The 24,180-nt window shown below is 38.3% G+C and carries 23 protein-coding genes; 18 read left to right on the forward strand and 5 right to left on the reverse strand.

Annotated features, from left to right (window positions below; translation table 11 throughout):
- The first annotated feature begins 20 nt into the window (after nucleotides 1-20).
- Together argG and argC are read left to right on the forward strand one after the other, a co-directional pair.
- Nucleotides 21-1,205, forward strand: a complete 1,185-nt coding sequence (gene argG, locus HX021_RS15040; protein ID WP_286591263.1) for an argininosuccinate synthase — start codon at nucleotides 21-23, stop codon at nucleotides 1,203-1,205.
- Nucleotides 1,206-1,228: 23 nt separating this feature from the next.
- Nucleotides 1,229-2,242 carry an N-acetyl-gamma-glutamyl-phosphate reductase gene (argC, locus tag HX021_RS15045; RefSeq protein WP_286591264.1) on the forward strand — a complete coding sequence of 338 codons (1,014 nt, stop codon included), beginning with the start codon at nucleotides 1,229-1,231 and terminating at the stop codon, nucleotides 2,240-2,242.
- Between the two features lie 740 nt (nucleotides 2,243-2,982).
- Here the strand turns inward: argC and HX021_RS15050 are convergent.
- The 3 genes from HX021_RS15050 to HX021_RS15060 form a co-directional block, all read right to left on the reverse strand.
- On the reverse strand, nucleotides 2,983-3,219 hold the full coding sequence (locus HX021_RS15050) for a hypothetical protein (protein WP_286591266.1): 237 nt from the start codon (nucleotides 3,217-3,219) through the stop codon (nucleotides 2,983-2,985).
- Nucleotides 3,206-3,415 (reverse strand): peptidase associated/transthyretin-like domain-containing protein, encoded by a 210-nt coding sequence (locus HX021_RS15055; RefSeq protein ID WP_286591267.1) that lies wholly within the window; start codon nucleotides 3,413-3,415, stop codon nucleotides 3,206-3,208. The genes HX021_RS15050 and HX021_RS15055 overlap by 14 nt, the downstream gene beginning before the upstream one ends.
- A gap of 135 nt (nucleotides 3,416-3,550) precedes the next feature.
- Entirely contained in the window at nucleotides 3,551-4,348 is a 798-nt protein-coding gene (locus tag HX021_RS15060) for a histidine kinase (RefSeq protein ID WP_286591268.1), read from the reverse strand.
- Between the two features lie 399 nt (nucleotides 4,349-4,747).
- Between HX021_RS15060 and HX021_RS15065 the strand changes: the two genes are divergently transcribed.
- The 12 genes from HX021_RS15065 to HX021_RS15120 all read left to right on the forward strand — a co-directional run bounded on the left by HX021_RS15065 (nucleotide 4,748) and on the right by HX021_RS15120 (nucleotide 19,431).
- The gene (locus tag HX021_RS15065; RefSeq protein WP_286591269.1) at nucleotides 4,748-4,939 is read left to right on the forward strand and encodes a hypothetical protein; all 192 of its coding nucleotides are present in this window, start codon (nucleotides 4,748-4,750) and stop codon (nucleotides 4,937-4,939) included.
- A gap of 58 nt (nucleotides 4,940-4,997) precedes the next feature.
- On the forward strand, nucleotides 4,998-6,305 hold the full coding sequence (locus HX021_RS15070; RefSeq protein ID WP_286591270.1) for a radical SAM/SPASM domain-containing protein: 1,308 nt from the start codon (nucleotides 4,998-5,000) through the stop codon (nucleotides 6,303-6,305).
- A gap of 89 nt (nucleotides 6,306-6,394) precedes the next feature.
- Nucleotides 6,395-8,752: a TonB-dependent receptor gene (locus HX021_RS15075; RefSeq protein ID WP_286591271.1), complete on the forward strand. Its 2,358-nt coding sequence runs from the start codon at nucleotides 6,395-6,397 to the stop codon at nucleotides 8,750-8,752.
- A gap of 73 nt (nucleotides 8,753-8,825) precedes the next feature.
- The gene (locus HX021_RS15080; RefSeq protein WP_286591272.1) at nucleotides 8,826-9,023 is read left to right on the forward strand and encodes a hypothetical protein; all 198 of its coding nucleotides are present in this window, start codon (nucleotides 8,826-8,828) and stop codon (nucleotides 9,021-9,023) included.
- A 28-nt stretch (nucleotides 9,024-9,051) separates the two neighbouring features.
- Nucleotides 9,052-9,258 (forward strand): hypothetical protein, encoded by a 207-nt coding sequence (locus HX021_RS15085; RefSeq protein WP_286591273.1) that lies wholly within the window; start codon nucleotides 9,052-9,054, stop codon nucleotides 9,256-9,258.
- A 41-nt stretch (nucleotides 9,259-9,299) separates the two neighbouring features.
- A complete protein-coding gene (locus HX021_RS15090; RefSeq protein ID WP_286591274.1) occupies nucleotides 9,300-11,594 on the forward strand; it encodes a peptidase domain-containing ABC transporter in 2,295 nt (764 codons plus the stop codon).
- A gap of 11 nt (nucleotides 11,595-11,605) precedes the next feature.
- A complete protein-coding gene (locus tag HX021_RS15095; RefSeq protein WP_286591275.1) occupies nucleotides 11,606-12,334 on the forward strand; it encodes an HlyD family secretion protein in 729 nt (242 codons plus the stop codon).
- A 19-nt stretch (nucleotides 12,335-12,353) separates the two neighbouring features.
- On the forward strand, nucleotides 12,354-15,401 hold the full coding sequence (locus HX021_RS15100; RefSeq protein ID WP_286591276.1) for a lantibiotic dehydratase: 3,048 nt from the start codon (nucleotides 12,354-12,356) through the stop codon (nucleotides 15,399-15,401).
- A gap of 308 nt (nucleotides 15,402-15,709) precedes the next feature.
- The gene (locus HX021_RS15105) at nucleotides 15,710-16,528 is read left to right on the forward strand and encodes a sensor histidine kinase (RefSeq protein WP_286591278.1); all 819 of its coding nucleotides are present in this window, start codon (nucleotides 15,710-15,712) and stop codon (nucleotides 16,526-16,528) included.
- An 11-nt stretch (nucleotides 16,529-16,539) separates the two neighbouring features.
- On the forward strand, nucleotides 16,540-17,265 hold the full coding sequence (locus HX021_RS15110; protein WP_286591279.1) for a LytR/AlgR family response regulator transcription factor: 726 nt from the start codon (nucleotides 16,540-16,542) through the stop codon (nucleotides 17,263-17,265).
- A gap of 92 nt (nucleotides 17,266-17,357) precedes the next feature.
- Nucleotides 17,358-17,495 carry a hypothetical protein gene (locus HX021_RS15115; RefSeq protein WP_286591281.1) on the forward strand — a complete coding sequence of 46 codons (138 nt, stop codon included), beginning with the start codon at nucleotides 17,358-17,360 and terminating at the stop codon, nucleotides 17,493-17,495.
- A gap of 643 nt (nucleotides 17,496-18,138) precedes the next feature.
- Complete coding sequence (locus tag HX021_RS15120; RefSeq protein WP_286591282.1) at nucleotides 18,139-19,431, forward strand: DUF3472 domain-containing protein; 1,293 nt, start codon at nucleotides 18,139-18,141, stop codon at nucleotides 19,429-19,431.
- Nucleotides 19,432-19,515: 84 nt separating this feature from the next.
- Here the strand turns inward: HX021_RS15120 and HX021_RS15125 are convergent, their stop codons facing one another.
- A complete protein-coding gene (locus tag HX021_RS15125) occupies nucleotides 19,516-20,352 on the reverse strand; it encodes a hypothetical protein (RefSeq protein WP_286591283.1) in 837 nt (278 codons plus the stop codon).
- Nucleotides 20,353-20,580: 228 nt separating this feature from the next.
- On the opposite strand from HX021_RS15125, the gene HX021_RS15130 reads away from it, so the two are divergent.
- The 4 genes from HX021_RS15130 to HX021_RS15145 are packed head-to-tail and all read left to right on the forward strand — an operon-like array spanning nucleotide 20,581 to nucleotide 22,798.
- Nucleotides 20,581-21,096 carry a GFO_1088 family ECF-type sigma factor gene (locus HX021_RS15130; protein WP_286591284.1) on the forward strand — a complete coding sequence of 172 codons (516 nt, stop codon included), beginning with the start codon at nucleotides 20,581-20,583 and terminating at the stop codon, nucleotides 21,094-21,096.
- On the forward strand, nucleotides 21,062-21,754 hold the full coding sequence (locus tag HX021_RS15135) for a hypothetical protein (RefSeq protein ID WP_286591285.1): 693 nt from the start codon (nucleotides 21,062-21,064) through the stop codon (nucleotides 21,752-21,754). The genes HX021_RS15130 and HX021_RS15135 overlap by 35 nt, the downstream gene beginning before the upstream one ends.
- Before the next feature lie 46 nt (nucleotides 21,755-21,800).
- Nucleotides 21,801-22,250, forward strand: a complete 450-nt coding sequence (locus tag HX021_RS15140; RefSeq protein WP_286591286.1) for a DUF4252 domain-containing protein — start codon at nucleotides 21,801-21,803, stop codon at nucleotides 22,248-22,250.
- Nucleotides 22,251-22,255: 5 nt separating this feature from the next.
- The gene (locus tag HX021_RS15145) at nucleotides 22,256-22,798 is read left to right on the forward strand and encodes a DUF4252 domain-containing protein (protein ID WP_286591287.1); all 543 of its coding nucleotides are present in this window, start codon (nucleotides 22,256-22,258) and stop codon (nucleotides 22,796-22,798) included.
- Nucleotides 22,799-22,864: 66 nt separating this feature from the next.
- On the opposite strand, the gene hemL is transcribed toward HX021_RS15145, so the two are convergent.
- On the reverse strand, nucleotides 22,865-24,175 hold the full coding sequence (hemL, locus tag HX021_RS15150) for a glutamate-1-semialdehyde 2,1-aminomutase (RefSeq protein WP_286591288.1): 1,311 nt from the start codon (nucleotides 24,173-24,175) through the stop codon (nucleotides 22,865-22,867).
- Nucleotides 24,176-24,180 lie beyond the last annotated feature (5 nt).

Here is a 24,180-nt window from a genome sequence, read left to right on the forward strand (position 1 = left end):
TGAGTATAGAATTTAATTAGATGAAAAAAGTAGTTTTAGCATTCAGCGGAGGATTAGATACTTCGTTTTGTTGTATATATCTTACACAAGATTTAGGTTTAGAAGTTCATTCCGTCGTCGTAAATACAGGTGGTTTTTCGGATGAAGAATTAAAAAATATTGAAGAACGGGCTTATGCATTGGGTGTAAAATCTCACACAACCATTGATGAGACAGCAGACTACTACCGCGATACTATAAAATACTTAATCTTCGGAAATGTACTGAAAAATGCTACTTATCCTTTGTCGGTATCGGCTGAGCGTGTCTGCCAGGCTACAGCTATTGCAAATTATGCCAAGAAAATTGGTGCTGAATGTGTAGCTCATGGTTCTACTGGGGCAGGAAATGATCAAGTGCGTTTCGATATGATTTTTCAGACCCTAATTCCTGGTGTTGAAATCATTACCCCAATCCGTGACCTGCAATTATCCCGTGAGGCAGAAATTGAATATCTGAATAAACATGGTGTTGAATATTCTGCCGAAAAAGCCAAATATTCAATCAATAAAGGCCTTTGGGGTACATCGGTAGGTGGAGCAGAGACATTGACATCCAATCAATATCTACCTGAATCGGCATGGCCAACTCCAGTAACGTCATCGGTACCACAACAAGTTACGCTAGATTTTGTCAAAGGAGAGCCTGTTGCATTGAATGGAGAAACAATGACTTCGGTCAAGGTGATCCAAGAATTACAGGTCATAGCACAACCTTACGGTATTGGCCGCGATATCCATGTCGGTGATACGATTATCGGCATTAAAGGCCGGGTTGGCTTTGAAGCCGCGGCATCAGTGATCTTAATCAAAGCGCATCATACTTTGGAAAAGCACACTTTGACGAAATGGCAATTATCCTGGAAAGACCAAATTTCGGCTTTCTACGGAAACTACATGCACGAAGGGCAGATGCATGACCCGGTTATGCGTGATATTGAAGCCTTCTTACAGTCTTCGCAAGAAACTGTTACGGGACGCGTTATTGTGGAATTGCATCCTTACCGCTTTGTAGTTATTGGTGTTGAATCTGAACACGATTTGATGTCCAATAAATTTGGTAGTTATGGTGAGATGAATAAAGGTTATACCGGAGATGATGTAAAAGGGTTCTCTAAAATTTTTGGAAACCAAACGATTATCTGGCATAAAGTGAATAAGAAATAAACGAATACTAAAATCTAAGAAAAATGATAAGAGTAGGAATAGTTGGTTCGGCAGGATATACAGGTGGAGAATTATTACGTGTTTTGATCTATCATCCTGAAGTGGAGATTGTGTTTGCCAATAGTGCTTCCAATGCAGGCAACAAGTTATATGAAGTACACAATGATCTTTTTGGCGATACCGAGTTGACCTTTTCTTCTGATTTTCATTCCGAGATTGATGTACTGTTCTTATGTGTAGGACATGGTGATGCACGTAAATTTTTAGATGCCCATCCGATTGGAGCTGCAGTCAAGATTATTGACCTGTCACAAGATTATCGTTTGCGGGCGAATACAGCTTATCAGGATAAGCACTTTGTTTATGGTTTACCCGAATTAAATAAAGAAGCCATTCAAGCTGCGCAATACATTGCCAATCCTGGTTGCTTTGCAACCAATATCCAACTGGCGCTGCTACCGCTGGCAGGCAAAGGTTTATTGCCAGATCAGATTCATGTCAACGCAACAACCGGATCGACGGGAGCAGGGCAGAAGCCCGGGGCAACAACACATTTCTCCTGGCGTAACAATAATCTGTCTGCTTACAAATCTTTTGAGCATCAGCATTTGCAGGAAATTTCAGAATCGCTGGATCAGCTGCAAAAAGGCTTTTTGCCAGCTTCTGAGGGGGCACTGTTACAACGAGCTGCGGAGAAAATAAATTTTGTTCCGCAACGTGGTGATTTTGCCAGAGGTATTTTCTCGGCAATATATGTAGACTCAGGCCTGTCTGAAGATGAAGCATATGCTTTGTATGAGACTTATTATGCAGCACATCCATTTACACATGTCAGCCGTCAGAATATTGACCTCAAGCAAGTTGTCAATACCAATAAAAGTATTATCCACTTGGAAAAACATGGCAACAAACTGTTGATCTTGAATGCAACAGATAACTTATTGAAAGGAGCATCCGGGCAGGCCGTACAAAACATGAACCTCATGTTCGGTTTGGACGAACGTACTGGATTAAATTTGAAGAGTATTGGCTTTTAGTTTTATGTCGGGCTTCATCCCGGGCTATGCGCGTGGATAATTGATGGTACAACGTAACTAAGAATTTAATGTTTTAAACATCGTTATTAACATAATGTGGAAAAGTGAAGGGTGAAACTCTTCACTTTTTTATGCACAGTATTTACATCAAGCACTTAATTATTGGCCTTGATTGCAACCTAAATTCAAGCTTCTGGGTAAAGACTTGTATTGTATTGTATTGTATTGTATTGTATGGCGATCTTTCTTAACTTCATGAGAAGCAGGTTAAAAACATAAAACGACCAGAAGACCCGTTGTCGATAGGCATTCGATAGCTAAGTTTTTTGAGTTTGGTAAATAAAGACTGTTAAATGGATAAAGAATACGTTCTGCAACCTCAAAGTTGCCATCTAGCGCAAAAGCAAAAGCTCTTTGTGAATACTTCCAATCTGCAATTCAAAATCATGTTTCCCGATAAAAGCACCGAAATAGCGCTGAAATTCAGTAGCTAAGTCGGTGCATACAGGATGCATCTTATTTTTTTCAAATGAAGCAGCAAGTGGTAGGTCCACGATATGAGGTAATGTAGGGATATATGTTGAAGTAGAAAAGGTAAATTCCTGAAAATGTAATTGCGGCGTTAGGCTCGTGTAATGCTTTGATATTTAAAATTTTATTTTTCTCTGAATGCTGTATAAAAGCGGTTCTTACAGGTACTGAATAAGCTTCGTCTTCAACGGTGATTGAAAGGTCACCAGCTAAGGAATTAACAACGATGAAGTTAGATTAATTAGTGGCAAATCCAAGTGTACATTTGCGGCTGCTTCCCAAGTATTGACCTGTTGGAGCCGGCCGATTGCCGCACGATGAGGAGAAACAAGGGAACCATAATTGAGGGTGCTACTGACAATAGTTGTTCCTATGGATGTTTCTCTCCGCTGTTCGGCTATATATATTCGAATATCCTGCATGACTGGATTTTTAAGCACTGACATGAATCGTCATTTTCATTTGGAAACCTTTAGATAGGGATCCAGTGACTGTAGACATTTCTTTGGTAACGCCATCGCTGAATACGTTATCGCTGGCATTATACGCGTACCCCGATACACCTTTTTTATAACCGTAGGCCGAACCAGTGTTGTTGACTTCAAGGCAGAGACTATCTTGGAAAGCAATTTGGGTAACCAATAGTGATTTGCATGTCGCATCATATAAGTGAACGTGAATATGGGTTGCTCGTCCATGATACCATCCTGAAAAGATCGTCTGAAAGGAAACAAGCCCATTGGCGTTGGTGACTTGTCGGCCACGGTACCAATTAACCTACTGATAATTGTTGGATTGCATAACTTGAAGACGTTTTTGTTGGAAAAAGGACCCTCGGTTTTGTGATAACCGATGGATGCTGCTTGCCACGGCATCATCATTGGTCAATGCAAGTGCGTAAATATTATTTAACGTGTTGAACAAAAAGTGGGGGTGAACCTGTGCTTTTAAAAAGGAAAGTTCGGCGTTCATTCGATCTTGCTCGACCGATTGAATCTTTTGCTGCTTTTCTATCCAGTAGGTGGCTATTCTATAAAGGGCGGCAAGGCTAATGGTCAATAGGAAAATGTAAACGGAAGCAATATCGATTGGTTGTCCCGCTCTACGCGGTGCTTGGTCCGCGTTTTCATTAGGGAGCCATTCATGATCGGGGTTTGGAAGATTTGTGCCTGGAAGTGGGGGAGGAAAGTCAGGCCTGTTTATCGGCGGAAAATGCGGTTCTCTGCGATGTTGCGGTGCTTGGTTTCCGATGCGCATCAGACGATCAAATGGCTGAAGATAACACGCTAACAATAGCCCCGTCAAAATAACGGAGATCCCATAACTGATAAACTTGCGATGCCTTATGGCATAGGGGATTAGCAGATAAGCATTGGTGTAAAATAAGATTAAAAAGCAGCCCGTGAAAATCCAGAATGCTGGAGCACCGAGCATTTCTGTGATTCCCAATTGGCCATTGTTAAAAAACAACACTGGAAATGATAAAAAAATAAGCCAGGCTAACCCATGGATCAATATGGAGATTTGTTTTTGTCCTATGATACGTTTTGACAAGCTGTCAGCAGATCTTTCCATATTTTCTTATCGTTTTACCTACGGTTGTAAGGTTAAAAATAAAAAAAAGCTAAATACACACCATGTATTTGATAAAGAAATTTTCCGATTTACTTGGGGTGAACTCAAGAGATCGATTTTACTCTGCCTATTGAGGAACTTATTAAAAGAGGAATCTATAAATATCACTGTCATTAATGTAAAAATTATCTGATCTAAAATAACTAGACGATTGATCAGAATATTTTAAATAAGACTTCTATTCGAAATTAACAGGATGTTCATCGAAAATAATAGACTGTTTGTCGAATCGGTTTTCGGTTGAGATTTTCATAAGACATCTTTGTTCAAGCAATACGAAATTGCAGGGGAAATCTGAAGCCTCAACCAAGTAAGAACTATCAATTAAAATTAAACGTGATGTCACAAGAAAAGAAATTGACCAATGAAGAATTGAAAGAAAACATTAAAAAAACAGTTCTTGAACAATTAGATGAGCAATTGACTGAAGAAAAATTGTCCAGCATAGATCAAGAAAAGCTTGAAGGTGGATTTGCATCTCTGTCTGCGTCGGATAAAGATGACCAGACTACAAATATTGTTTGTTGGTAATAATATTTAAAAAGAAGAGCATTTAGTTAGAATGCTCTTCTTTTTAACGAAAGATCATATGAAGTTTAGCCGATTTAATACAACAATAGCTTATACTGATAAGTTTGTCTTGTATAATGCTTTGCAGAATCAATTTTTGTATATCAATCCTCTTATAAAAGAATTGATTGACGCGAGTCACGATCATGATGATCTTGTAGGTTTAGAAAAATTGCATCCGTCCCTGTTTGAAGCCTTACGCGAAAAAGGATTTATCGTAGAAACCAATTATGATGAATTGCAGGAAGTCATAGCTATTAGGGAAAGAGTCGATCTGGAGAATGAAACATTTTTTCATTTAACAATTAACCCTACAATGAATTGTAATTTCAGTTGTTGGTATTGTTACGAGTCCCATGAGAAAAAGTCTAAGATGGAATCTGAAACAATTGAAAAGATTAAAGCTCTTATTGAAAGTAAGATAAATGCTACATCTAAAATAGAAAGATTTCATATTGCTTGGTTTGGTGGTGAACCATTCTTATACTTTGATCGGATTATTATGCCAATAATTAAATTTGCCCATGAATATTGTTCAAAGTTTGGGGTAAAATTTGATAATGGTTTTACAACAAATGGTTTTCTAATAAATACAGGTAATATTACCGCTTTAAAACCCTATGATATAACAAACTTTCAGATTACACTGGATGGGGGACGAGAAGAGCATAATTCCGTGCGCTTTGTCAATGACAAACGCGGATCTTATGATGAAATTGTCGCAAATATAAAACTATTATGTAAACACAAACGTAATACGACGCTGCGAATCAATTATACCAAGAAAAATTTACCTAGTGTAACCAATATAGCCCAAGATTTTGATGAGATACCTATAAAAGATAGAGATTATCTATCGATAACCTTTCACAAAGTTTGGCAAGAAGAGAACACTGAAAGTCTTAAAGACACCGTTTCCTCTCTAATAAAATATTTTAGAAGCAAGGGGCTAAATGCTTTGGTAGGCGGATTACCGGATAATCTAAGGCATTCGTGCTATGCAGATAGGAATAACCATGCAACTATCAACTATAATGGGGAGCTTTTTAAATGTACGGCGCGAGATTTTAAATCTCAAAATCGCGAGGGTTTTATCGATAAAAATGGAAGCTTAGTCTGGAATGAAACATATCATAAGAGACTTGATGCAAAATTTAAAAATAAACCTTGCCTAACCTGTTCAATATTACCGATATGTAATGGTGGCTGCTCTCAGGTAGCTTTAGAGAATATAGATAAGGATTATTGTGTTTATAATTTTGATGAAAATTCAAAAAAAAGAGTGGTCTTAGAGAAATTTCTAAAGCTAACGAATACCTATCTCTAAAAGTCGACTAAGAAAGGAGTGTAACTGAGGATATGCCTTGTTATAATTGAGTATACGAATTTAATAGAACAACAACGAAAGCGAAAATTATGAATAAATTAATATTATTTTCAAGCATCTTTCTATCATCCTCGGTGATGGCACAACAAAAGTTCACCATGAACGGACATGTTAGTGATGATAAAAATCAGTCGTTGCCATACGCCTCATATAGTGTAGAACATGAATCGCAGCACTCTATCGTGAAAGGAGGAATTACGGATTCATTGGGAAATTTCAAAGTTTCGGCGATAAACACGGGAAATTATTTACTTAAAATATCCATGATAGGCTATCAGGAAGAAGTATACCGTCTAACAGTTGACCGTGATAGTACGTTACAGATTACACTTACGCCAGCAAGTAATCAGTTGGAAACCGTAACAATAACCGCCAATCGCCGGCAACCTATTGTCCAAAAGTCAGATCGGGTCGTGATGAATGTCGCCAATTCGGTGCTCGCTGCCGGCAATAACGTATACGATCTCCTCAAAATGGCACCAGCGGTAGCTGTTAGTAATGATGGTATTGAGGTACAGGGAAAAAGCGGTGTTCTGATTATCCTGAATGGGAAGAAATTGCCCAATGCCTCCATCAAAGACCTTTTAGAAGCTATTCCTGCTGATCAGATAGATCGTATTGAAGTGATTACAAATCCTTCAGTAAAATATGATGCCGAAGCAAGCGGTGTGATCGAGATCTATACCAAAAATACGACGAGTACAGATTCTTGGGGCGGAAATATCGCGTTGAATGCTGCTCAAGGAAAGAAATTTCAGTCCGGTGGCAACCTCGGTTTATATTTTAATAAAAACAAGTTCTCCCTCAACCTATCTGGGGGCTATTCCAATAATGGTCACTTGGAAGTTGGCGGATTTAATCGCTATGTATATAAGGGCAAGGATGAAATTGGTCAGGTTAAATCGGATAAAGATCTGGGCGGAAAAGTCAAACCACTGAATCTTTCTGCACAATTGGGATACCAATTGAATGACAGGCAAAACATTGATTTCGATTTTAGTTTAATGAATCTCGACATTGATATAGATGGAAAAATGGATACGCGATTGAAAGAGTATCAGCCTGAAAGTGAAACTTTCACTCCGATAAATTCTAAAATAGATATTACAACCAAATTTAATAGTTACAACTTATTGTACAATTTTAAATTGGATGACCTGGGTTCTACCTTTGATCTATCGGGAAATTATACCGCTTATCAGAATAGCCAAAGCCAAAACTTTTTGCCCGAGACAGATCCAGAAGGTAAGATCCTCAATGATATTAAGGCCAATTATGATATTTGGACAGGAATGGCCAACTATCGAAAAATGTTCAGTGAAACACAGTCCTTGGAACTTGGTGTAAAATATACCAACACAAAAAACAAAAGTGACGAAGTGAATAGAACAGGAATGGATATGAAGGAGGAAAATGCGATATTGGGCTATAAAGAGAATATTTTGGCACTGTATGCAAATTATAATGCCGAGTTAACGGATTTCCTAAAGTTACAAGTAGGGGTGCGGGGAGAGAACACCTCGTATCAGGTGGAAGACGGGAAAGATTCTTCTTACTGGAACCTATTTCCAAAAGTAAGATTAGACTTTACTGTATCGCCTCAATATAGCACTGCCTTTTATTACAATGCTAGCATTAGTCGACCTAATTATGACTTATTGGTTCCTTATACACGCTATTTTGATATCTATAGTGGCCTACAGGGCAACCCAAGCTTAAAACCGGAATATTCGAATCTCATCGGCTGGTCGCACCGCTTTAAAAACTATAGCCTGTCTTTCGAGTACGAACATATTAAGGATGCTATGTCATCCCAGCTTACTTACGATGAGGATAAATTATTTTATATGAATACTGTGGCCAATTTTTCCAAGCGGGAATTACTGGGGATTAACTTATCCGTTCCATTTAAAATCGGAAAATTCTGGCAATCGTATAACACCATTGGTGTCTATCGCCAGCTCAACAATATCCCCGATCCGTTTACACAGCAGAATGTACATAGAAATAATACCTACCCCAATCTGAAGACTAACAATATTTTTAGCTTAGGTAGAGATTGGGACATGGATCTCAGTGCTTTTTATCGTGGCGATATCATAGCTGGGATGAATTGGGTTGACGAGTTATCCAATGTTTCCCTAGGTATTCGTAAACAGTTTTGGGAAAAAAGAGGCTTCGTGAAATTGGATGTGTCCGATATCTTCTTAGGGCAAATACAACGAGGAGGAAGTGATTTTATTCCGGTTCGATTTACAAACGACAGTCGCAATGATACGCGTCGTGTTCGTCTGACCATCGGGTATAAATTTGGTAAAACAATGAGTAGTGATCGAAAGAGTACGACCGATACCAATAGCGAAGAAAGAGGTCGATTGGGACTGTAGCCTGACTTCCATCGAAAAAAGATATAGAAAGCGTTGAAGGTCACTCGTATTACTTTATAAATAAAATGAAGTTATGAATTTATTCAAAGGAGTTTTTACAAAAAAGCAACGGAGCAAACTAAAAGAATGTGAAGAGCTTGCTTTGGAGAACGCTAAGGCAGAAGTTCTTTATGGAGGTTATCGGGAGCCAAAGGCACCGATACATACGCCCGGACCAGCGATATCCGGGAAAACAAATCTGACGGATCTCTTTAACGAATCGTCTCTTTAATAAATCAACTTTTAACTATCAAATAATTATGGCACGTAAAGAGCGTAATAAGAAAAAATCAACTTTAAACCTTGAACAATTAAGGAACTTAGGTATCACGAACGATCCTCATGCTGATCAAACAATTGAAGAAATAGATGGCAGTGAGCTCCATGGTGGCAGGTATAAAGAAGGCGATGACAAAGATTCTGGCAGCGTATGTCAAAACTGGCCTACATTGGGCAGTATAAAATAGAAAAGTATTAACGTTACAATTGGATATTTCATTATACTAAGATGGGACTCTTCGGAAAGAAATTTAAATTTTACAAGCAATTGGATTATATGGACTGCGGTCCGACCTGTTTACGCATGGTTTCTGCTTATCACGGTAAAGAGTATGATTTAGATTATCTTAGGGCAAATTCTTACATTACGAAGAATGGAGTTAGTATGTTGGGCTTAAGTGAAGCTGCGGAGAAGATCGGCTTTAAAACCATCGTTGCCAAGTTAACTTACAAACAACTTACGGAGCAAGTCCCCCTTCCTTGTGTTTTACATTGGAATCAAGAGCATTTTGTTGTCCTTTACGATATTGAAAAGAAAAATGCATTTCGGTCTGTAGAGAAAGTTGTCTTAGGTGATCCTGGACATAACTTGGTCCGTTTAGAAAAGAAGATCTTTGAACAATGTTGGATAAGCGCTGACAATAAAGGAATAGCGCTTCTGCTTGAGCCAACAGCGTCTTTTTATGAAGATAGAGAAAATAATGGTGTTAAGAAAACGGGTTTCAATTTCTTACTCTCTTATCTTAAACCTTATAAACGTTACTTCATACAATTAATTATGGGCATGTTGTTGGCTAGTCTCATCAGCATGTGCTTCCCATTTTTAACACAGAGTTTAGTCGACTTTGGGGTGACCCGCAAAAATGTGAATTTTATACATTTAGTATTGTTTTCGCAACTTCTTTTATTTACAGGGGGAATCGCCGTGGATTTAATACGGAATTGGGTATTGCTGCACGTCAGTACACGAATAAGTATTAGTATAATCTCTAATTTTTTGATCAAGTTGATGAAGTTGCCGATTAACTTTTTCGAATCTAAAAATGTTGGTGATATCACACAAAGAATTAATGATCATCATCGAATAGAAACGTTCTTAACAGGATCAACATTGAGTACACTTTTTTCTGTTATTAATTTGATTGTCTTTTCAATTATTCTTGCGATGTATAATACACAGCTTCTCTTCATATTTGCTATCGGAAGTGTGTTGTCCATCTTATGGATTGTGATTTTTTTAAAAAGGCGAAGAGATATTGATTATAGTCGTTTTCAACGTTCCCGGGAAAATCAAAACAGTCTTTATGAAATAATCACAGGAATGCAAGAGATTAAGTTGTACAACAGTCAAAAGGCCCGTCGTTGGGAATGGGAACGTGTACAAGCTAAACTTTTCAGGGTAAATATTAAGAGCTTGGCCCTTGAACAATATCAGGAAATAGGTGCGACATTTTTTACACAGCTTAAAAATATTGTCATTAGTTATACCGCTGCAATGCTTGTAATCAATCAGGAGATTACACTAGGTGTTATGCTGAGCATATCCTATATCGTAGGTCAGATGAATAGCCCATTAAATCAAATCATACAATTTATTAAAGGGATACAGGATGCAAAAATAAGTTTAGACCGATTAGGAGAAATTCATGATAGACCGGAGGAAGAAAATAGTGAAGATTTGATCGGTTTCAATGACAATGCGTTTCCAAGGCAACCGGTAGATGGTTCAGATTCGTTGTATCTCAATCATACGCAATTCCTAAAAAATATTCGAACGACTGATGGAGGAATCACATTATCCAATCTGTCATTTCGATATGGCTCTCCCAAAAGCCCGTTGGTATTGAAAAACTTAAATGTGCATATACCAAAAGGAAAGGTGACAGCAATTGTCGGTGCAAGTGGTAGTGGGAAAACCACCTTAATGAAGTTGTTATTGAAATTCTACCCTACGGCTGAGGGAGAAATTTTGGTCGATGGTATTAATCTGAATGATCTTTCAGCACAATTATGGCGGAATAGCTGTGGAACAGTCATGCAGGAAGGATTTGTATTTTCAGATTCCATTGCAAGAAATATTGCTGTCGATGGTGAACGGATTAAAGAGGATAAACTTTGGGATGCTGTCAGGTTAGCGAATCTCCACGATGATATTGCCCGGTTACCATTGGGATATAGCACACGAATCGGAAACGCCGGATCAGGTTTGAGCGGCGGACAAAAACAGCGCATGTTTATCGCGCGAGCAATATACAAAGATCCTAAATACCTCTTTTTCGATGAAGCAACGAGTGCGCTCGACGCCAACAACGAAAAAGTGATTATGGAAAATTTGGACGAATTTTATAAAGGAAGAACTGTAATCGTCATTGCTCATCGATTGAGCACCGTAAAAAATGCTGATCAGATTATCGTGATGAACAAGGGTGAAATTGTTGAACAAGGGAATCACGAAATGCTGGTCAAGAAGAAGGGGTATTATTATGAACTGGTTAAAAACCAATTAGAATTAGGAGCTGCTTAAATCTTTATATTATGCCAAATGCAAATAGATCGCTAGACACAGTAAGCAATGAGATGGAGGAAATCGTCGGACGAATTCCTCCTTGGATTATCCGTTGGGGTATCACTGTGTTATTTATTGTTGCCATTATCGGTGCATTTATTTCTTCGCATATTCGATTCCCGGATAGTATACAAGGATCCGTGGTGGTGCAAGCGAGACAGCAACCTGGAAAGGTGACGATCCAACGCAATCATGCAGATCAAGAGTATCAATTCTATGTCAAAGATGGACAAATGGTCAAACCAGGGGATACTTTGCTTGTGAGTTACAATAAAAGTCAGGGAACTAGCGAAGCGACAACGACACCAATGACGGGTAAAATTTACCTGGTAAATGGTCGAAATTCCGAAAATTTGCTTGAGCAAACTATTTGGGTGATACCCAATTCACAGGAGGTAGATGTCAAAATAAAATATTCCAATAAGGGAGCCGGGAATGTGAAAAAAGGGCAATCTGTTCGCATTGCGCTCGACGATTATCCGGACTATGAATACGGGTTTTTAGAAGGCCAGATTGGGTCTATTCTGCCGATTCAAACAGAAAATACACATGAGGCGACAGTGACTTTGACATTGAAAAAATTACTGACATCTCAAGGTAAGGAATTACCAATATTGCCGCTGATGGAAGGTAATGGAGAGATCCTTTTAAATGACCGAAGCATTTTTCAGCGGATATTCAGCAGTATCTTAAGATAGATAACTTAATTTCAAAGTTTTGTATAAAAGTTTAGGAAAGGCGGTTGTTAGGAAGCCGTTATATGAATATAGCACACTATTTTCACCGAGTGGAGACAGTAGGGCATTAAATGAACTTGTCACTGAAAAATTGGAAGATCCATGTTTTTTAGAAGGCATTTATTGGACATCAAGAGACCTTTATAATCAAATTTATCGTTTTAAGAACGGTGAGTTAATCAAAGAAAAGAAAGAGCGGTTATTTACTACATTACAAAAGTATATCATTCGTGCAGCGACTCGCTGTACCCCTTATGGGGTTTTTGCTGGATGCTCTTTAGTGAATATCGGAGATCAACATTCCAATATCAAACAACACATCGTTAAAAGAGCACGTATTGACATGGGAGTGCTGTATCAGATTGTCCAAACTATCGCATTGCATGAAGACTTAGTCGAACAATTTTCATATCAAATAAATAATTCTATTTACAAATTAGCACAGACCTATCGCTATATAGAGACACTGTGGATAGAAGGAAAAATTGAATATCAGACTACATCAATAGATCGGTCTGAGCTGTTGGATGAAATTTTTGATAAATTTAAAAAAAATGTTAGACTCCAAACATGTGATTTCTATAAGATTATTGGCGATGATGTAACATACGATGATAAAAAGGATTTTTTGTTAAATCTGATTGAATCGCAATTTGTCACCAGTGAGCTGTCGACTGTCTTAACAAGTGCTGATCCTTTGGAGACAATAACAAAAATACTTCGCGCTACTGAGCCAGATATTTCGGAGAAGGTGTCTATATATCTTCATGTTATTCACAAGATCGCTCAGGTGCTCAGTTCGATTAACCAATCGAAACTAGGGGGATCCCCATTTCAACAAATCGAAGAGTGTTTATATGAATTGCAAGGAATTGGAATTGAGGTTAAACAAGGACAGCTATTTCACATCGATCTTTGGAATCCTATAACAGAAGCTGATTATGTTCCTAATGCCTACCTCAAAGATATTCAACAGGCTTCCGCTATTCTAGCAAGAACAACAGCCAATAGCTCTCTACATGAAACTCAATTAAGGAATTTCAAACAGCTTTTTGTAGAAAAATATGGCGATCGTGAAATACCCTTGACCGAAGCATTGGATCAGGAACAGGGTATCGGCTTTCCTGCACAAAACAAATTGGGAAATATATCCCATAATGAAATAGCAGAGTATATTTCGGGAGGCTCAAAGAACCGATTGTTGTCGCCGGAAAAGAGAGCGGATCCGTTTGAATTGTGGTTGAGAAAAAAAGTTTTTAAAGCACAGGAAGAATCGACTGTTGAAATAGAGATTAACAAATATGATGTAGCACAGTTCCCAGACCAGTCAGAAAAATTGGCTTCCGAACTTTCAGTGATGGGAACTATTTTGCCTTCTGGAAAGCTACTTTTAGAGAACTTTGGTGGGGCCAATGGATTTGCATTACTAGGCCGTTTTTCATATATGAATACTGATTTGGAGAAATGGTGCAAATCAGAGATTGCCAAGCCGCAAATCCATGAAGATATTATCTATGCTGAGATTGTTCACTTACCTGAAGGTCGAACGGCTAACATCGCTCGGCCAACAGGACTATTGGCCTATCAGATTCCCTATTTAGCTTATGTGGCACAGGATGATACGACAGTATTGATAAGCAATATTTTACTTTCCATCCAAGATGAAGAGCTTATTCTTCGTTGCAAAGAAAGTGGAAGAAGAATCATTCCCGTCTTGGCAAATGCATATAATTATTTGCGTAGCGATCTTCCCATCTATCGATTTTTGGCCGCTATACAGCATCAGGGCCGCCCGGGACTCAGTATCCAGTTGGGGGATTGGGCCAATTGGTATCGCTTTATCCCGCGTATTCGGACGGGGAACGTGATCCTGCAACGGGCAAAATGGAATATTCTTGAAGATGATATTAATACAATAATGAATTCAGAAGAGCCACTTATCGTGTTAAAAGGGCTTCTGAAAAAATGGCGCGTTGTTGCTCGGGTTAGCATACAAGATGGCGATAATGAACTCGTTATAGATACACAAAAGGAGGATTATCTCATGTTGTTGATACAGGAAATGAAAGGGAGGAAAAGATTGGTTTTAGTAGAATGTCTTTTCGATAGCGATCATTTGGCTACACAAAAAGTGTATATCAAACAATTTATTCTGCCATTGAGACGAGCTGAAAACAAAGTGAGAAATATCTCGGCTCCACTTCGGTCTGATATTCAATATTCATTTGCACTTGGTAGTGAATGGATGTATTATAAGCTTTATTGCGGAGCTTTTATTTCCGATGACTTACTATTGCAGGTTGTAAAACCCATGATAGCACTATTGAAAGAGGAAAAAGTAATTGATCAAGCATTTTTTATTCGCTACAGTGATCCCCATTACCATATACGTCTTCGATTTCATGTGATTAAAAAAGATCTCGTGACAAACATGGTAACAATTATGGCTCTAATGGATAAATTGGTAAAGCAATATATTGAAGATGGAAGCGTATGGAAATTGCAGTTGGATACCTATCAGCGGGAGATAGAACGCTATGGGATATCACATATAAAAAATACTGAGCAAGCTTTTTCAGTTGATTCAGAAGTCTTTTTATGGACTTTGGAAGATGAGCGATTCCGAGAGGATAATCAATATCGTTTTGCTATGGGCTTGCGTAATATAGACAATTGGTTATCTTTGTTTTATATGTCATTGGAAGCAAAGGTAGCTTTTTGTTCGCAAATGGCGAATGCTTTTGCACTTGAACATGATAAGGAGAGCGCGTATCAGGTGGATCAACTTTATCGGAGTTTGATAGGCAAGAATGTAATGATGTTAAATCGGTCAATTCAACCGACCTTACCATTAGATCAACGATTAGAAAAATTAGGTGCGCTTAATCTTCCGCAAGAAAATTTGGCCAGTTATATTCATATGAGTATCAATCGATGGTATAAATCTGATCAACGGTTAATGGAGTACATCAGCTACCGTTTTCTGGAAAAGGAATATAAAAAAGCTTTATCCCAAAGAATAAAATGAGATTTTGGAAAATCGATATTGATTTTAGAAATAGAAGAAGTGTAATTGGAGTTCATATCCTTTTGTGGTTTATTCTCTATTGTGTGATGTGTTCTCTTAATCATGCTGCACTATACGAAGTTAATATTGTGCATCCGATCAATTTAATTGGTAACCTAGATTTTATTATTGTCATTGTACTCAATCATTATATATTAGTTCCTCAAATAATTTACTTTTTCAGAAAGAGGAATTGGGTGAACGGGACCTTATTTGTTCTTCTATTTTACACATGTTCTACACTAATAGCAAATTTTCCTTTGTATTTTATGGCTAACCTTTTTCCGGACAATAGATACTATAAAATCAAGTATGAGTTCTATGGCATCCAAACTTGGGAAGATATATTTAGTAACCAACCTTTATTATGGACATTTTCTGCTGTGTTTTTTTGGAATTTTGCAACCATATTAATTCAGACCGCATATAATCTATACCAAAGTCAGAAAGAAAAGCTTAGCATACTGCAAGAGCGAAATAATATGGAGTTAAATTTTTTACGGATGCAGATTCAGCCTCATTTTCTATTTAATACACTCAATAATATTTATGGGATGGTATTGGATAATCAGCGCGCAGCTGACTCTGTCACTAAGTTATCGGAATTGTTGCGGTTCTCGCTCAGTGGAAGCAAGCGTGAATGGGTTTCCTTACAGGAAGAAATTCTATTTTTAACCAATTATATCGACTTAGAACGTATCCGGCATCGGCCTGAAAAAGTTCAGATAAAGTGTGCTTTTTTTGCTGCGACAGCGGAAAAACAAAAGATCAAACCTTTACTTTTGGTCAATTTTATTGAAAATTCATTTAAACATGGTGTCAATGCCAATGTCGGTACAAGCTGGGTCGATATACAATTAACAGCAGACGAAAAGAGCATTCGATTTTACATTGCAAACAGTCGACCATTAACAGTCGATAATAAGCATAACATGCGAGCTCAGGATAGAGGTCGACAAGATGAGTATAGTGGTATAGGTCTTGAAAATGTCAGGAGACGGTTGGAATTGGAGTATTTTGAAAAACATGTGCTCTCCATAAAACAAACAGATGATCGCTATATTGTGGAATTGACCTTATTATTTTAATCAATTAAAAAATGAAAATTCTTATTGTAGACGATGAACCCATTGCGCAGGAGGTTATTCAAAAACTGGCCGGCAAAATTCCATTTTTGGAAATTGTGGGAACTTGTGACGATGCTTTTTCGGCATTAGAAATGATAAATAGCCTGCAACCTGATCTCATCTTTCTGGATATACAGATGCCTGGTATGACAGGCGTAGAAATGCTACGTGTCGTACAGCGTAATAGTACCCAGGTCATCTTTACCACCGCGTATCCTGAATATGCTTTGGAAGGTTTTGATCTCAATGTAACGGACTACTTGCTGAAACCAATTCCTTTCGAACGTTTTTTTCAGGCCGTCAATAAAGCGCATGTCTGGTATTTGAAAAATCAACAGGAAATTAATGCTAATGACGATCTCATACGCACAGATCAAGAGTATATCTGGGTTAAAGAGGGGAAAAAGCATGTACAAATACGTTTACTTGATGTCGTGATCGTACGGGCAATGGCCGATTATATGGAATTTATTATGCCCGAAGGTAAAGTAATGGTTCATGCTACGATGTCCAAGCTCGAAAAACTATTGCCCGCACCTGCATTTATTCGGGTAAATCGGTCGACGATAGTTCGTCAGGGGGCAATCCGTTCGATTGAAGACCTGCATATTGAAACGATTTTACCAAAACTTGAACGCATAGCAATTGGTCCTACTTATTGGGAATCGGTAAAAGAATATATTAAAGAAATGTTTTAATTTGCGTTCGTCGAAAAAATAATCTTATTCATCGAAAATATAAGGCATTAGTTTATTGAAAACTTCATATTAGAGAAAATTAATATAAGAAGATGAACAAAAAACTAGCCATTAAAAAGAAAACTGTATTTAAAATGAAAAATAAAAATTTATCTGAATTAGGAGATGGACAAACAGGAGGGATGACGGGAACCGTCACCCAAGGGTTAACATTTTCCTCATTACTTTAATATACGCTTATCATCACATCAGTATTGATATATCATCCATGCTGATGTGATTTTTACCTTATCATTGAGCTGCTTTCAATAAGCTCAAACTTCCCAATTTAACGCGAGCTCGGGATAAGAAAAAGTCAGATTCAAAAATCGGCAATTTTATGCTTTACTCAAGCTTGACACAAGAAACGCTCTACATCGACTAAAGGATGACCCTTGTTTAGGTGTCGTTTTTAACCGTTTTCCACAGGATTTAGCCATATTTCTTCGCTGCTTTCTGTAGCTCTTGACATCGCTTGATTTCGAGTGCATATTTGTATCGTCAAAGTAATGAGGATCCAGGGAACTAGAAAGAATCGTTTTGTTATCGCACAGGTGTTGATGTACAAACGTAAATTGGGGATCTATTGACCGCAGTTATTATGAATTTTACACAATCGATTGATATCCATTTCCTTTCTTTTTCTGCAAATCTAACCCTTATCTTCATTAAATAATCCGGCCTTAACATGCTGATGTGAACCCTATGCTACGATCAACGGGAAATAAAATAGAAAGAGTGGTAATCACTTAAATCTTCAATGATTGTGCTGCTAGGTCCTTTGGAATAGTTAAAGGTGATAGACAAAATGATAAAAGATCAAAATATTAAAATATGAAAAGGAAACACTTTATCCAGTATCTCTTTATGGGGGCTTTATCTTGCCTTTCAATAAGAAGCATGGCACAGACTGAACAACGGACTTATTCCGTGCCTCTCGCTGGAAATGCCTTTATCACTGACAGACAGCATGATGGAGGAGAAATTTCTGGCCGCAGTGGCCTTGTAAAATGGTCAAGCGATCAGGCAGTCGCATCCGTTTATTTCAGGACTCAGAAAGTCGGAAAATTGACATTAAAGCTGAAAGCGAAAAATGATGGTGGCAAATCCAAAATAGAAATTGACGCACTGGGGAAAAAGGCCGTGGTGGATGTTGAAGGTACCCAACTTTCGGAAACGGCCCCTTTGTCCATTGATGTAAAGACGCCCGGTTATGTCCAGGTTGATTTAAAAGGCCTAAGTAAATCGGGACGCAATTTTGCTGAAGTAACAGAATTACTTGTTAGCGGGGAAGCTGCGTCCGAAGGACTGATATTTTCCAATAATCCCGACTATTATTATTGGTCCCGCAGAGGACCTTCCTGCCACTTAAATTATACGGTGCCTACTGATGGCAATGTCAGTTACTATTATAATGAAGTCACTGTACCGAAAGGCGAGGACAAGATCGGTTCATATTTTATGGCAAATGGTTTTGGAGAAGGGTATTTTGGCATGCAGGTAAATTCGGAAACTGAGCGACGTATCTTATTTTCCGTTTGGAGTCCATTCCATACGGATGATCCGAAAAGTATTCCGGACGAACAAAAAATCCATTTACTGAAGAAAGGAAAAGATGTGCAGACCGGTGAGTTTGGCAATGAGGGTTCAGGTGGGCAAAGTTATCGCAAGTACTTATGGAAAGCTGGCCAAACCTATAAATTTTTGTTGAAAGGTGTGCCCGACGGCAAAGGGAATACCGACTATACTGCCTGGTTTTTTGTTCCAGAGGAAAATGCCTGGAACATCATTGCAAGTTTCAAACGCCCGCAAACAAATACGTATTTAAAGCGGTTCCATAGTTTTTTGGAGAATTTTAGCCCAAATCAAGGTTATTTAGGCCGGCAAGTGGAGTTTAAAAATCAATGGGTATACGACGGTCAATGGAAGGCTGTTCAATCTGCGGCATTTAGCGTGGATAATACCTATCGTGCTAATCAGCGCGTTGATGCCATTGGTGGAACAACAAAAAATGGTTATTTCTTAAGAAATGGAGGTTTCTTCAATGAAATTGTCAAACCAGGTAGTAAGTTTGAATTTAAGAATAAACATACTGCTCCAGAGATTGATTTTGATAAATTACCATAATGGCTAATTCATAGGCTATATGTAACAATTGGTAATAAAAAGAGTCGCATGGAAATGCGACTCTTTTTGTTTGTCATGGCCTATTTATTTTTCCGATAGCTTGATATCCCGCTCAACAGAAACATTGTCACCAGTGACGGCATTTCCATCTTTATCTATCAGTGTCAATTTAACTTTGTTATTGCCCATTGGTAGGCCTTTGATTTCATATGGCCCCCATTTATCCAAGGTAAAAGTCTGTCCATTGATATCTGCAATGACTTTATTTCCATCTGATGCAATATTCGTGTTGACCAGGTAGAAATCCAGCAGTAGATTTTTTGTTTCCTCACCTTTATATTCTCCCTTAGGACGAGAATAGAATAACGATGGTTCTTTTGGAGCCGCATCCAAGGTTAACTTCCCGGCTGCATCTATCTTAAACTTCACTAACTTGGAGGCTTCTGTCGTTTTTATCGATTCATGGTAAGATCTCGAGAGAAAGGAAAGCAAATAATGTTCAGAATTTAAGGGTACCATGACCGAATTCTCGGGTTTATACAAGGCAGTATAAGGTTTATTGTCAAGAATAAAGTGGATATGTTGCCCATCATGGGAGTTCGCCATGTGGGTAGCATGTTCGTCATCTGTCATTTCAGTCAACTTAAAGTTCTTTACATCATATTTCACGGTGACTTTAGCAGAGTCTGTTCCTGCTTTTTCTGCCGTTATGGAGGCTATTTGCAGATCCGCTCCTGGGAACTGTTTGGAATCAGCAATAGGGGTAACAGAGATAGAGTCCATTGTTTGTGCGGCAGTTGTGTCCATCCCGCCGGTCGAATCGGTTTGATCTGTGCTTTTCGTGGATGAATTATTACATCCAATAGCTCCGACCAATAAAGCCAAAGCAGCTGTCATACCTGTAATTCTGTAGTACTTCATAATTGTTTTGTTTAAATTTTTTTATTCAGCATCTAATGATAACAAGTCGATGGTATATTTTGTTTTCGATGCCATCAGTTAGTTGGTTATATCTATTGTTTAAAGAAATGAATATTTCTGAAAAAAATATTCATATTAGATGTAATAAATATAGACCTTGAAATGTCTTCCCTAAAATAAGAGATCAAAAGTGAAAAGTCAAGTTAAAAACTAGATACTTTAATTGCCATGAACCAAGAACAGTTTAAGAATACCGTTTTCATCCATAAGGATAAGCTATTTCGCTTTGCGAAACGGATCTTGGTTGATGAGGAGGAAGCTTTCGATGCAGTGCAGGATGTGATGATGAGGTTATGGCAAGGGAAAGATCGCCTGCATCTTTATAGCAACCTTGAAGCATTCTGTATGCAGAGCATAAAAAATGAAGCATTGAACAGGATCAAAAAAGATAAAATAAGAGCCGACTTTGTGCAACAACATCAGGTTGTTCCATTGATAGAAAGCAAGATCGGGAATACCAAAGAAATTATTGTAGAAATGATCAGTTCCCTTCCCGAAAAACAGCGTCTGGTCATGCATCTCCGGGATGTGGAAGATTACGATATCGATGAGATTGGTCAAGTACTCGAAATGGGAGAATCTGCAGTTAGGGTCAATCTGATGAGGGCAAGACAAAAAGTAAGGGAACAGTTGACAAAATTATTCGATTATGAAGGACAGAAGATTAAAGGAATTGGAAGATAAGTACTTTGACGGGAAGTCGTCATTAGAGGAAGAAAAAAAGCTTAAACAGTCGGATGAAAAGTTCTTTCAATTTTTGAAGGAGGAACAGGATGTTAAAATGGATTGGTCCTTTGAAGATTTTGAAAAGCAGGTGAATGCTGACCGGAAAATAGTTAAGCTGTGGCGTCTTGCTGCTATAAAATATGCAACAGCGGCAGCAGCAGTTCTTCTATTCTTTGTTGGACTATCTGTTTATATCAACCGACAGACGGTTTCGACAGTACCGATATTGGCCCGAAAAACGAGTATGCTGACCAAGAGACCGGAAGTTAAAAGCATGGTGCCAAAAGCAAAAGTGGAAACACAGCAAGACAAGTCTTCTACTGCGCGTCACGATGCTCAGACGGCAATGTTGCCCCGTAAGCCTTCGAAACAGATCAGTCAGCAACGGCAGTCAGCGATCTCGGCCGGATATAAAAAGATAACAAAGCAGCACTCCGCTCAGGATATGGAAGAGAGGTACCAAGCGGAATATGTACTCCTAAATGGAGAACCGGTCGCTGATGAGGAGGAAGCTGTGGAACTAACCCTCAAGTCATTGGGACTACTGGCAAATAATCTTGAACATAGCGTGGACAAAGCAATGAATATAAAACAAATGTCAATAACGATTAACTAATAACATGAAATGTTTTTTTATAGCTTGCCTTATACTTGTAGCAAGTATGGCAAATGCACAAATCTCTAAATTAGATCAGCTCTTTGAACAATATCAGGGAAAAAAAGGGGTGACAACACTCAAGATTGGAGCACCCATGTTTAAATTGTTGGGAAATTTAAAGATTGATGATGAAGATATGCAAAAGATTACTCCTTTGCTCAAAAATGTAAAATCACTACGCATGTTGATCGTAGAAGACGGTGAGGACAAGAAATTGACGGATGTAATAAAAGGTGCAGTATCTCATTTAAATTATGAAGAACTGATGACGATGAATAGTGAAGGCGAGGACATCCGGTTCTTGGCAGAACATATTTCTGAAAATACGGAGATCCTCAACAATTTGCTCTTGACCATCAATGGGGATGGGCAAAATCTATTTATGATTTTGGATGGTGCAATACCATTGAAAGAAGTGACAGGCCTGGTTAATGAAAATAATAACAAAAAGTAAGTATTATGAAAAGATTACTATTATTTGGCTTGGTCGGTATATTGTTTTCATTACAGTCATGTATGGTTAAACAAAGTTCCAATATGGACTTTGTCAGAGGGGCAAATGTTTCAAAGGACGCAGAAATAGTTGCGGTCAATTTACCCGTGTGGCTGACCAAACCTTTTATAAAGAAAGCCTTAGAAGACGATAATGATGAGGATGCACGTGCTATAGCCGCTATCGTCAAGAAATTAAAAAAATTTAGAATGCTAACCTTATCGAATAATGATAAAACGAAGAACGCCCTAATTCTGGCTGATTATCATAAATTTCTGAAGAAAAATAAATTTGAAGAGCTTTTGGTTGTCAATCGTGAAGGGGAGGAGATTTCGCTCAATGCACGTATTGACAAAGATAATGTTATCAGCCGTGTTTCCTTATTGGTCCGCGATGAGGATGACGAAAATGTTTTTATGGACATTAAAGGAAAATTTTCTTTGGATGAGCTTATCAAGGGGTTAAATAAGATGAAATCAAAAGACAAGAAGCTTGTTACTCAACTTTAATTTATAAAACTACCGCCAAAAAAATATTATTTTTTGGCGGTAGTTTTATAAATTAATGGAACTTTATTATGCACTAAATACGATATCCAATGCGCTGAAAATATGCTTTTTTGCAATGGTTAAATCTTCATCAGTATGCGCATGGGAAACAAATCCTACTTCATAACCTGATGGCCCGAAATAGATACCTCTGTTCAGTAGCTCACGGTGCATAATTTTATAGGACTCCATGGAAGCAGGGTCTATTTCACTCGCTTTGTTGATTTCCTTTTGTGCAGTGAAAGCAAACCAGAAAATAGATGCCACATGGAAAAGCTGTACTTGATAGCCTTTTTCGGTAATGTAGGAACGGATATCATTGACGAAAGCTTCTGTCTTGGCATTTAAATTTGTGTAAAAATCCTTTTGTGCTAAGATATTCAATGCAGCGATACCTGCAGCCATAGCGACTGGATTCCCAGACAAAGTGCCTGCTTGATATACAGCGCCATCCGGCGATATACAAGCCATAAGTTCTTTGGAGGCACCATAAGCTCCTACAGGCATGCCACCACCAATAATTTTTCCGTAAGTAATAATGTCGGGCTGGATATCGTAATATGCCGAAGCGCCTTCAAAACCGATACGGAATCCTGTGATGACCTCATCCATGATCAGCAGGGTACCATGTTCTTTGGTGATATCACGTAAAAAATGAATATATTCCTTTGGCTGCAACAATAAGCCATTATTGGCAGGGATACCTTCAATAATAACTGCGGCAATCTGATCCTTAAATTCGGTAAAAGCAGCTTTTAGAGCTTCTCTGTCATTGAGTTCGATCACAATTGTTTCGTCAGCAAAAGCTTTAGGTACCCCAGCAGAAGATGTTTCTCCAAAAGTAACCAGCCCAGATCCCGCCTTGACTAAAAGAGAGTCTGAGTGGCCGTGGTAACATCCGTTAAATTTGATGATTTTATCTCGTTTGGTATATCCTCTTGCCAAGCGGATTGCAGACATCACTGCCTCCGTTCCAGAACTGACAAAACGGATTTTATCAATATATTTATTGTTTTCGATAATCAAGGCTGCGAGTTGGTTTTCTAGGGCGGTTGGAGCACCGAAACTTAAGCCTTTGCCTAATTGTGCTGCTACAGCCTCACGAATCTGATCATTATTGTGACCGAGGATCAAAGGGCCCCATGAACAACAAAAATCGATGAACTCGTTGCCATCTGCATCCCAAAGATGCGCTTTGTCTCCCCGCTCAATAAATAACGGAGTCCCATATACGGATTTAAAAGCCCGTACTGGAGAATTCACTCCACCAGGGAAGTATTGTTTTGCTTTATCGAATAACTCAGCAGATTTTGTTCTTGAAATATCTGGTGTTTGCATTGTCA

This window comes from Sphingobacterium sp. N143, from assembly GCF_030325625.1.
GTDB lineage: Bacteria > Bacteroidota > Bacteroidia > Sphingobacteriales > Sphingobacteriaceae > Sphingobacterium.

Coding starts and splice junctions, on each gene's coding strand:
- argG (WP_286591263.1), top strand. CDS start 21: ATGAAAAAAGTAGTTTTAGCATTCAGCGGAGGATTAGATACTTCGTTT.
- argC (WP_286591264.1), top strand. CDS start 1,229: ATGATAAGAGTAGGAATAGTTGGTTCGGCAGGATATACAGGTGGAGAA.
- HX021_RS15050 (WP_286591266.1), bottom strand. CDS start 3,219: ATGTCAGTGCTTAAAAATCCAGTCATGCAGGATATTCGAATATATATA.
- HX021_RS15060 (WP_286591268.1), bottom strand. CDS start 4,348: ATGGAAAGATCTGCTGACAGCTTGTCAAAACGTATCATAGGACAAAAA.
- HX021_RS15065 (WP_286591269.1), top strand. CDS start 4,748: ATGTCACAAGAAAAGAAATTGACCAATGAAGAATTGAAAGAAAACATT.
- HX021_RS15070 (WP_286591270.1), top strand. CDS start 4,998: ATGAAGTTTAGCCGATTTAATACAACAATAGCTTATACTGATAAGTTT.
- HX021_RS15075 (WP_286591271.1), top strand. CDS start 6,395: ATGAATAAATTAATATTATTTTCAAGCATCTTTCTATCATCCTCGGTG.
- HX021_RS15080 (WP_286591272.1), top strand. CDS start 8,826: ATGAATTTATTCAAAGGAGTTTTTACAAAAAAGCAACGGAGCAAACTA.
- HX021_RS15085 (WP_286591273.1), top strand. CDS start 9,052: ATGGCACGTAAAGAGCGTAATAAGAAAAAATCAACTTTAAACCTTGAA.
- HX021_RS15090 (WP_286591274.1), top strand. CDS start 9,300: ATGGGACTCTTCGGAAAGAAATTTAAATTTTACAAGCAATTGGATTAT.
- HX021_RS15095 (WP_286591275.1), top strand. CDS start 11,606: ATGCCAAATGCAAATAGATCGCTAGACACAGTAAGCAATGAGATGGAG.
- HX021_RS15105 (WP_286591278.1), top strand. CDS start 15,710: ATGGCTAACCTTTTTCCGGACAATAGATACTATAAAATCAAGTATGAG.
- HX021_RS15110 (WP_286591279.1), top strand. CDS start 16,540: ATGAAAATTCTTATTGTAGACGATGAACCCATTGCGCAGGAGGTTATT.
- HX021_RS15115 (WP_286591281.1), top strand. CDS start 17,358: ATGAACAAAAAACTAGCCATTAAAAAGAAAACTGTATTTAAAATGAAA.
- HX021_RS15120 (WP_286591282.1), top strand. CDS start 18,139: ATGAAAAGGAAACACTTTATCCAGTATCTCTTTATGGGGGCTTTATCT.
- HX021_RS15125 (WP_286591283.1), bottom strand. CDS start 20,352: ATGAAGTACTACAGAATTACAGGTATGACAGCTGCTTTGGCTTTATTG.
- HX021_RS15130 (WP_286591284.1), top strand. CDS start 20,581: ATGAACCAAGAACAGTTTAAGAATACCGTTTTCATCCATAAGGATAAG.
- HX021_RS15135 (WP_286591285.1), top strand. CDS start 21,062: ATGAAGGACAGAAGATTAAAGGAATTGGAAGATAAGTACTTTGACGGG.
- HX021_RS15140 (WP_286591286.1), top strand. CDS start 21,801: ATGGCAAATGCACAAATCTCTAAATTAGATCAGCTCTTTGAACAATAT.
- HX021_RS15145 (WP_286591287.1), top strand. CDS start 22,256: ATGAAAAGATTACTATTATTTGGCTTGGTCGGTATATTGTTTTCATTA.
- hemL (WP_286591288.1), bottom strand. CDS start 24,175: ATGCAAACACCAGATATTTCAAGAACAAAATCTGCTGAGTTATTCGAT.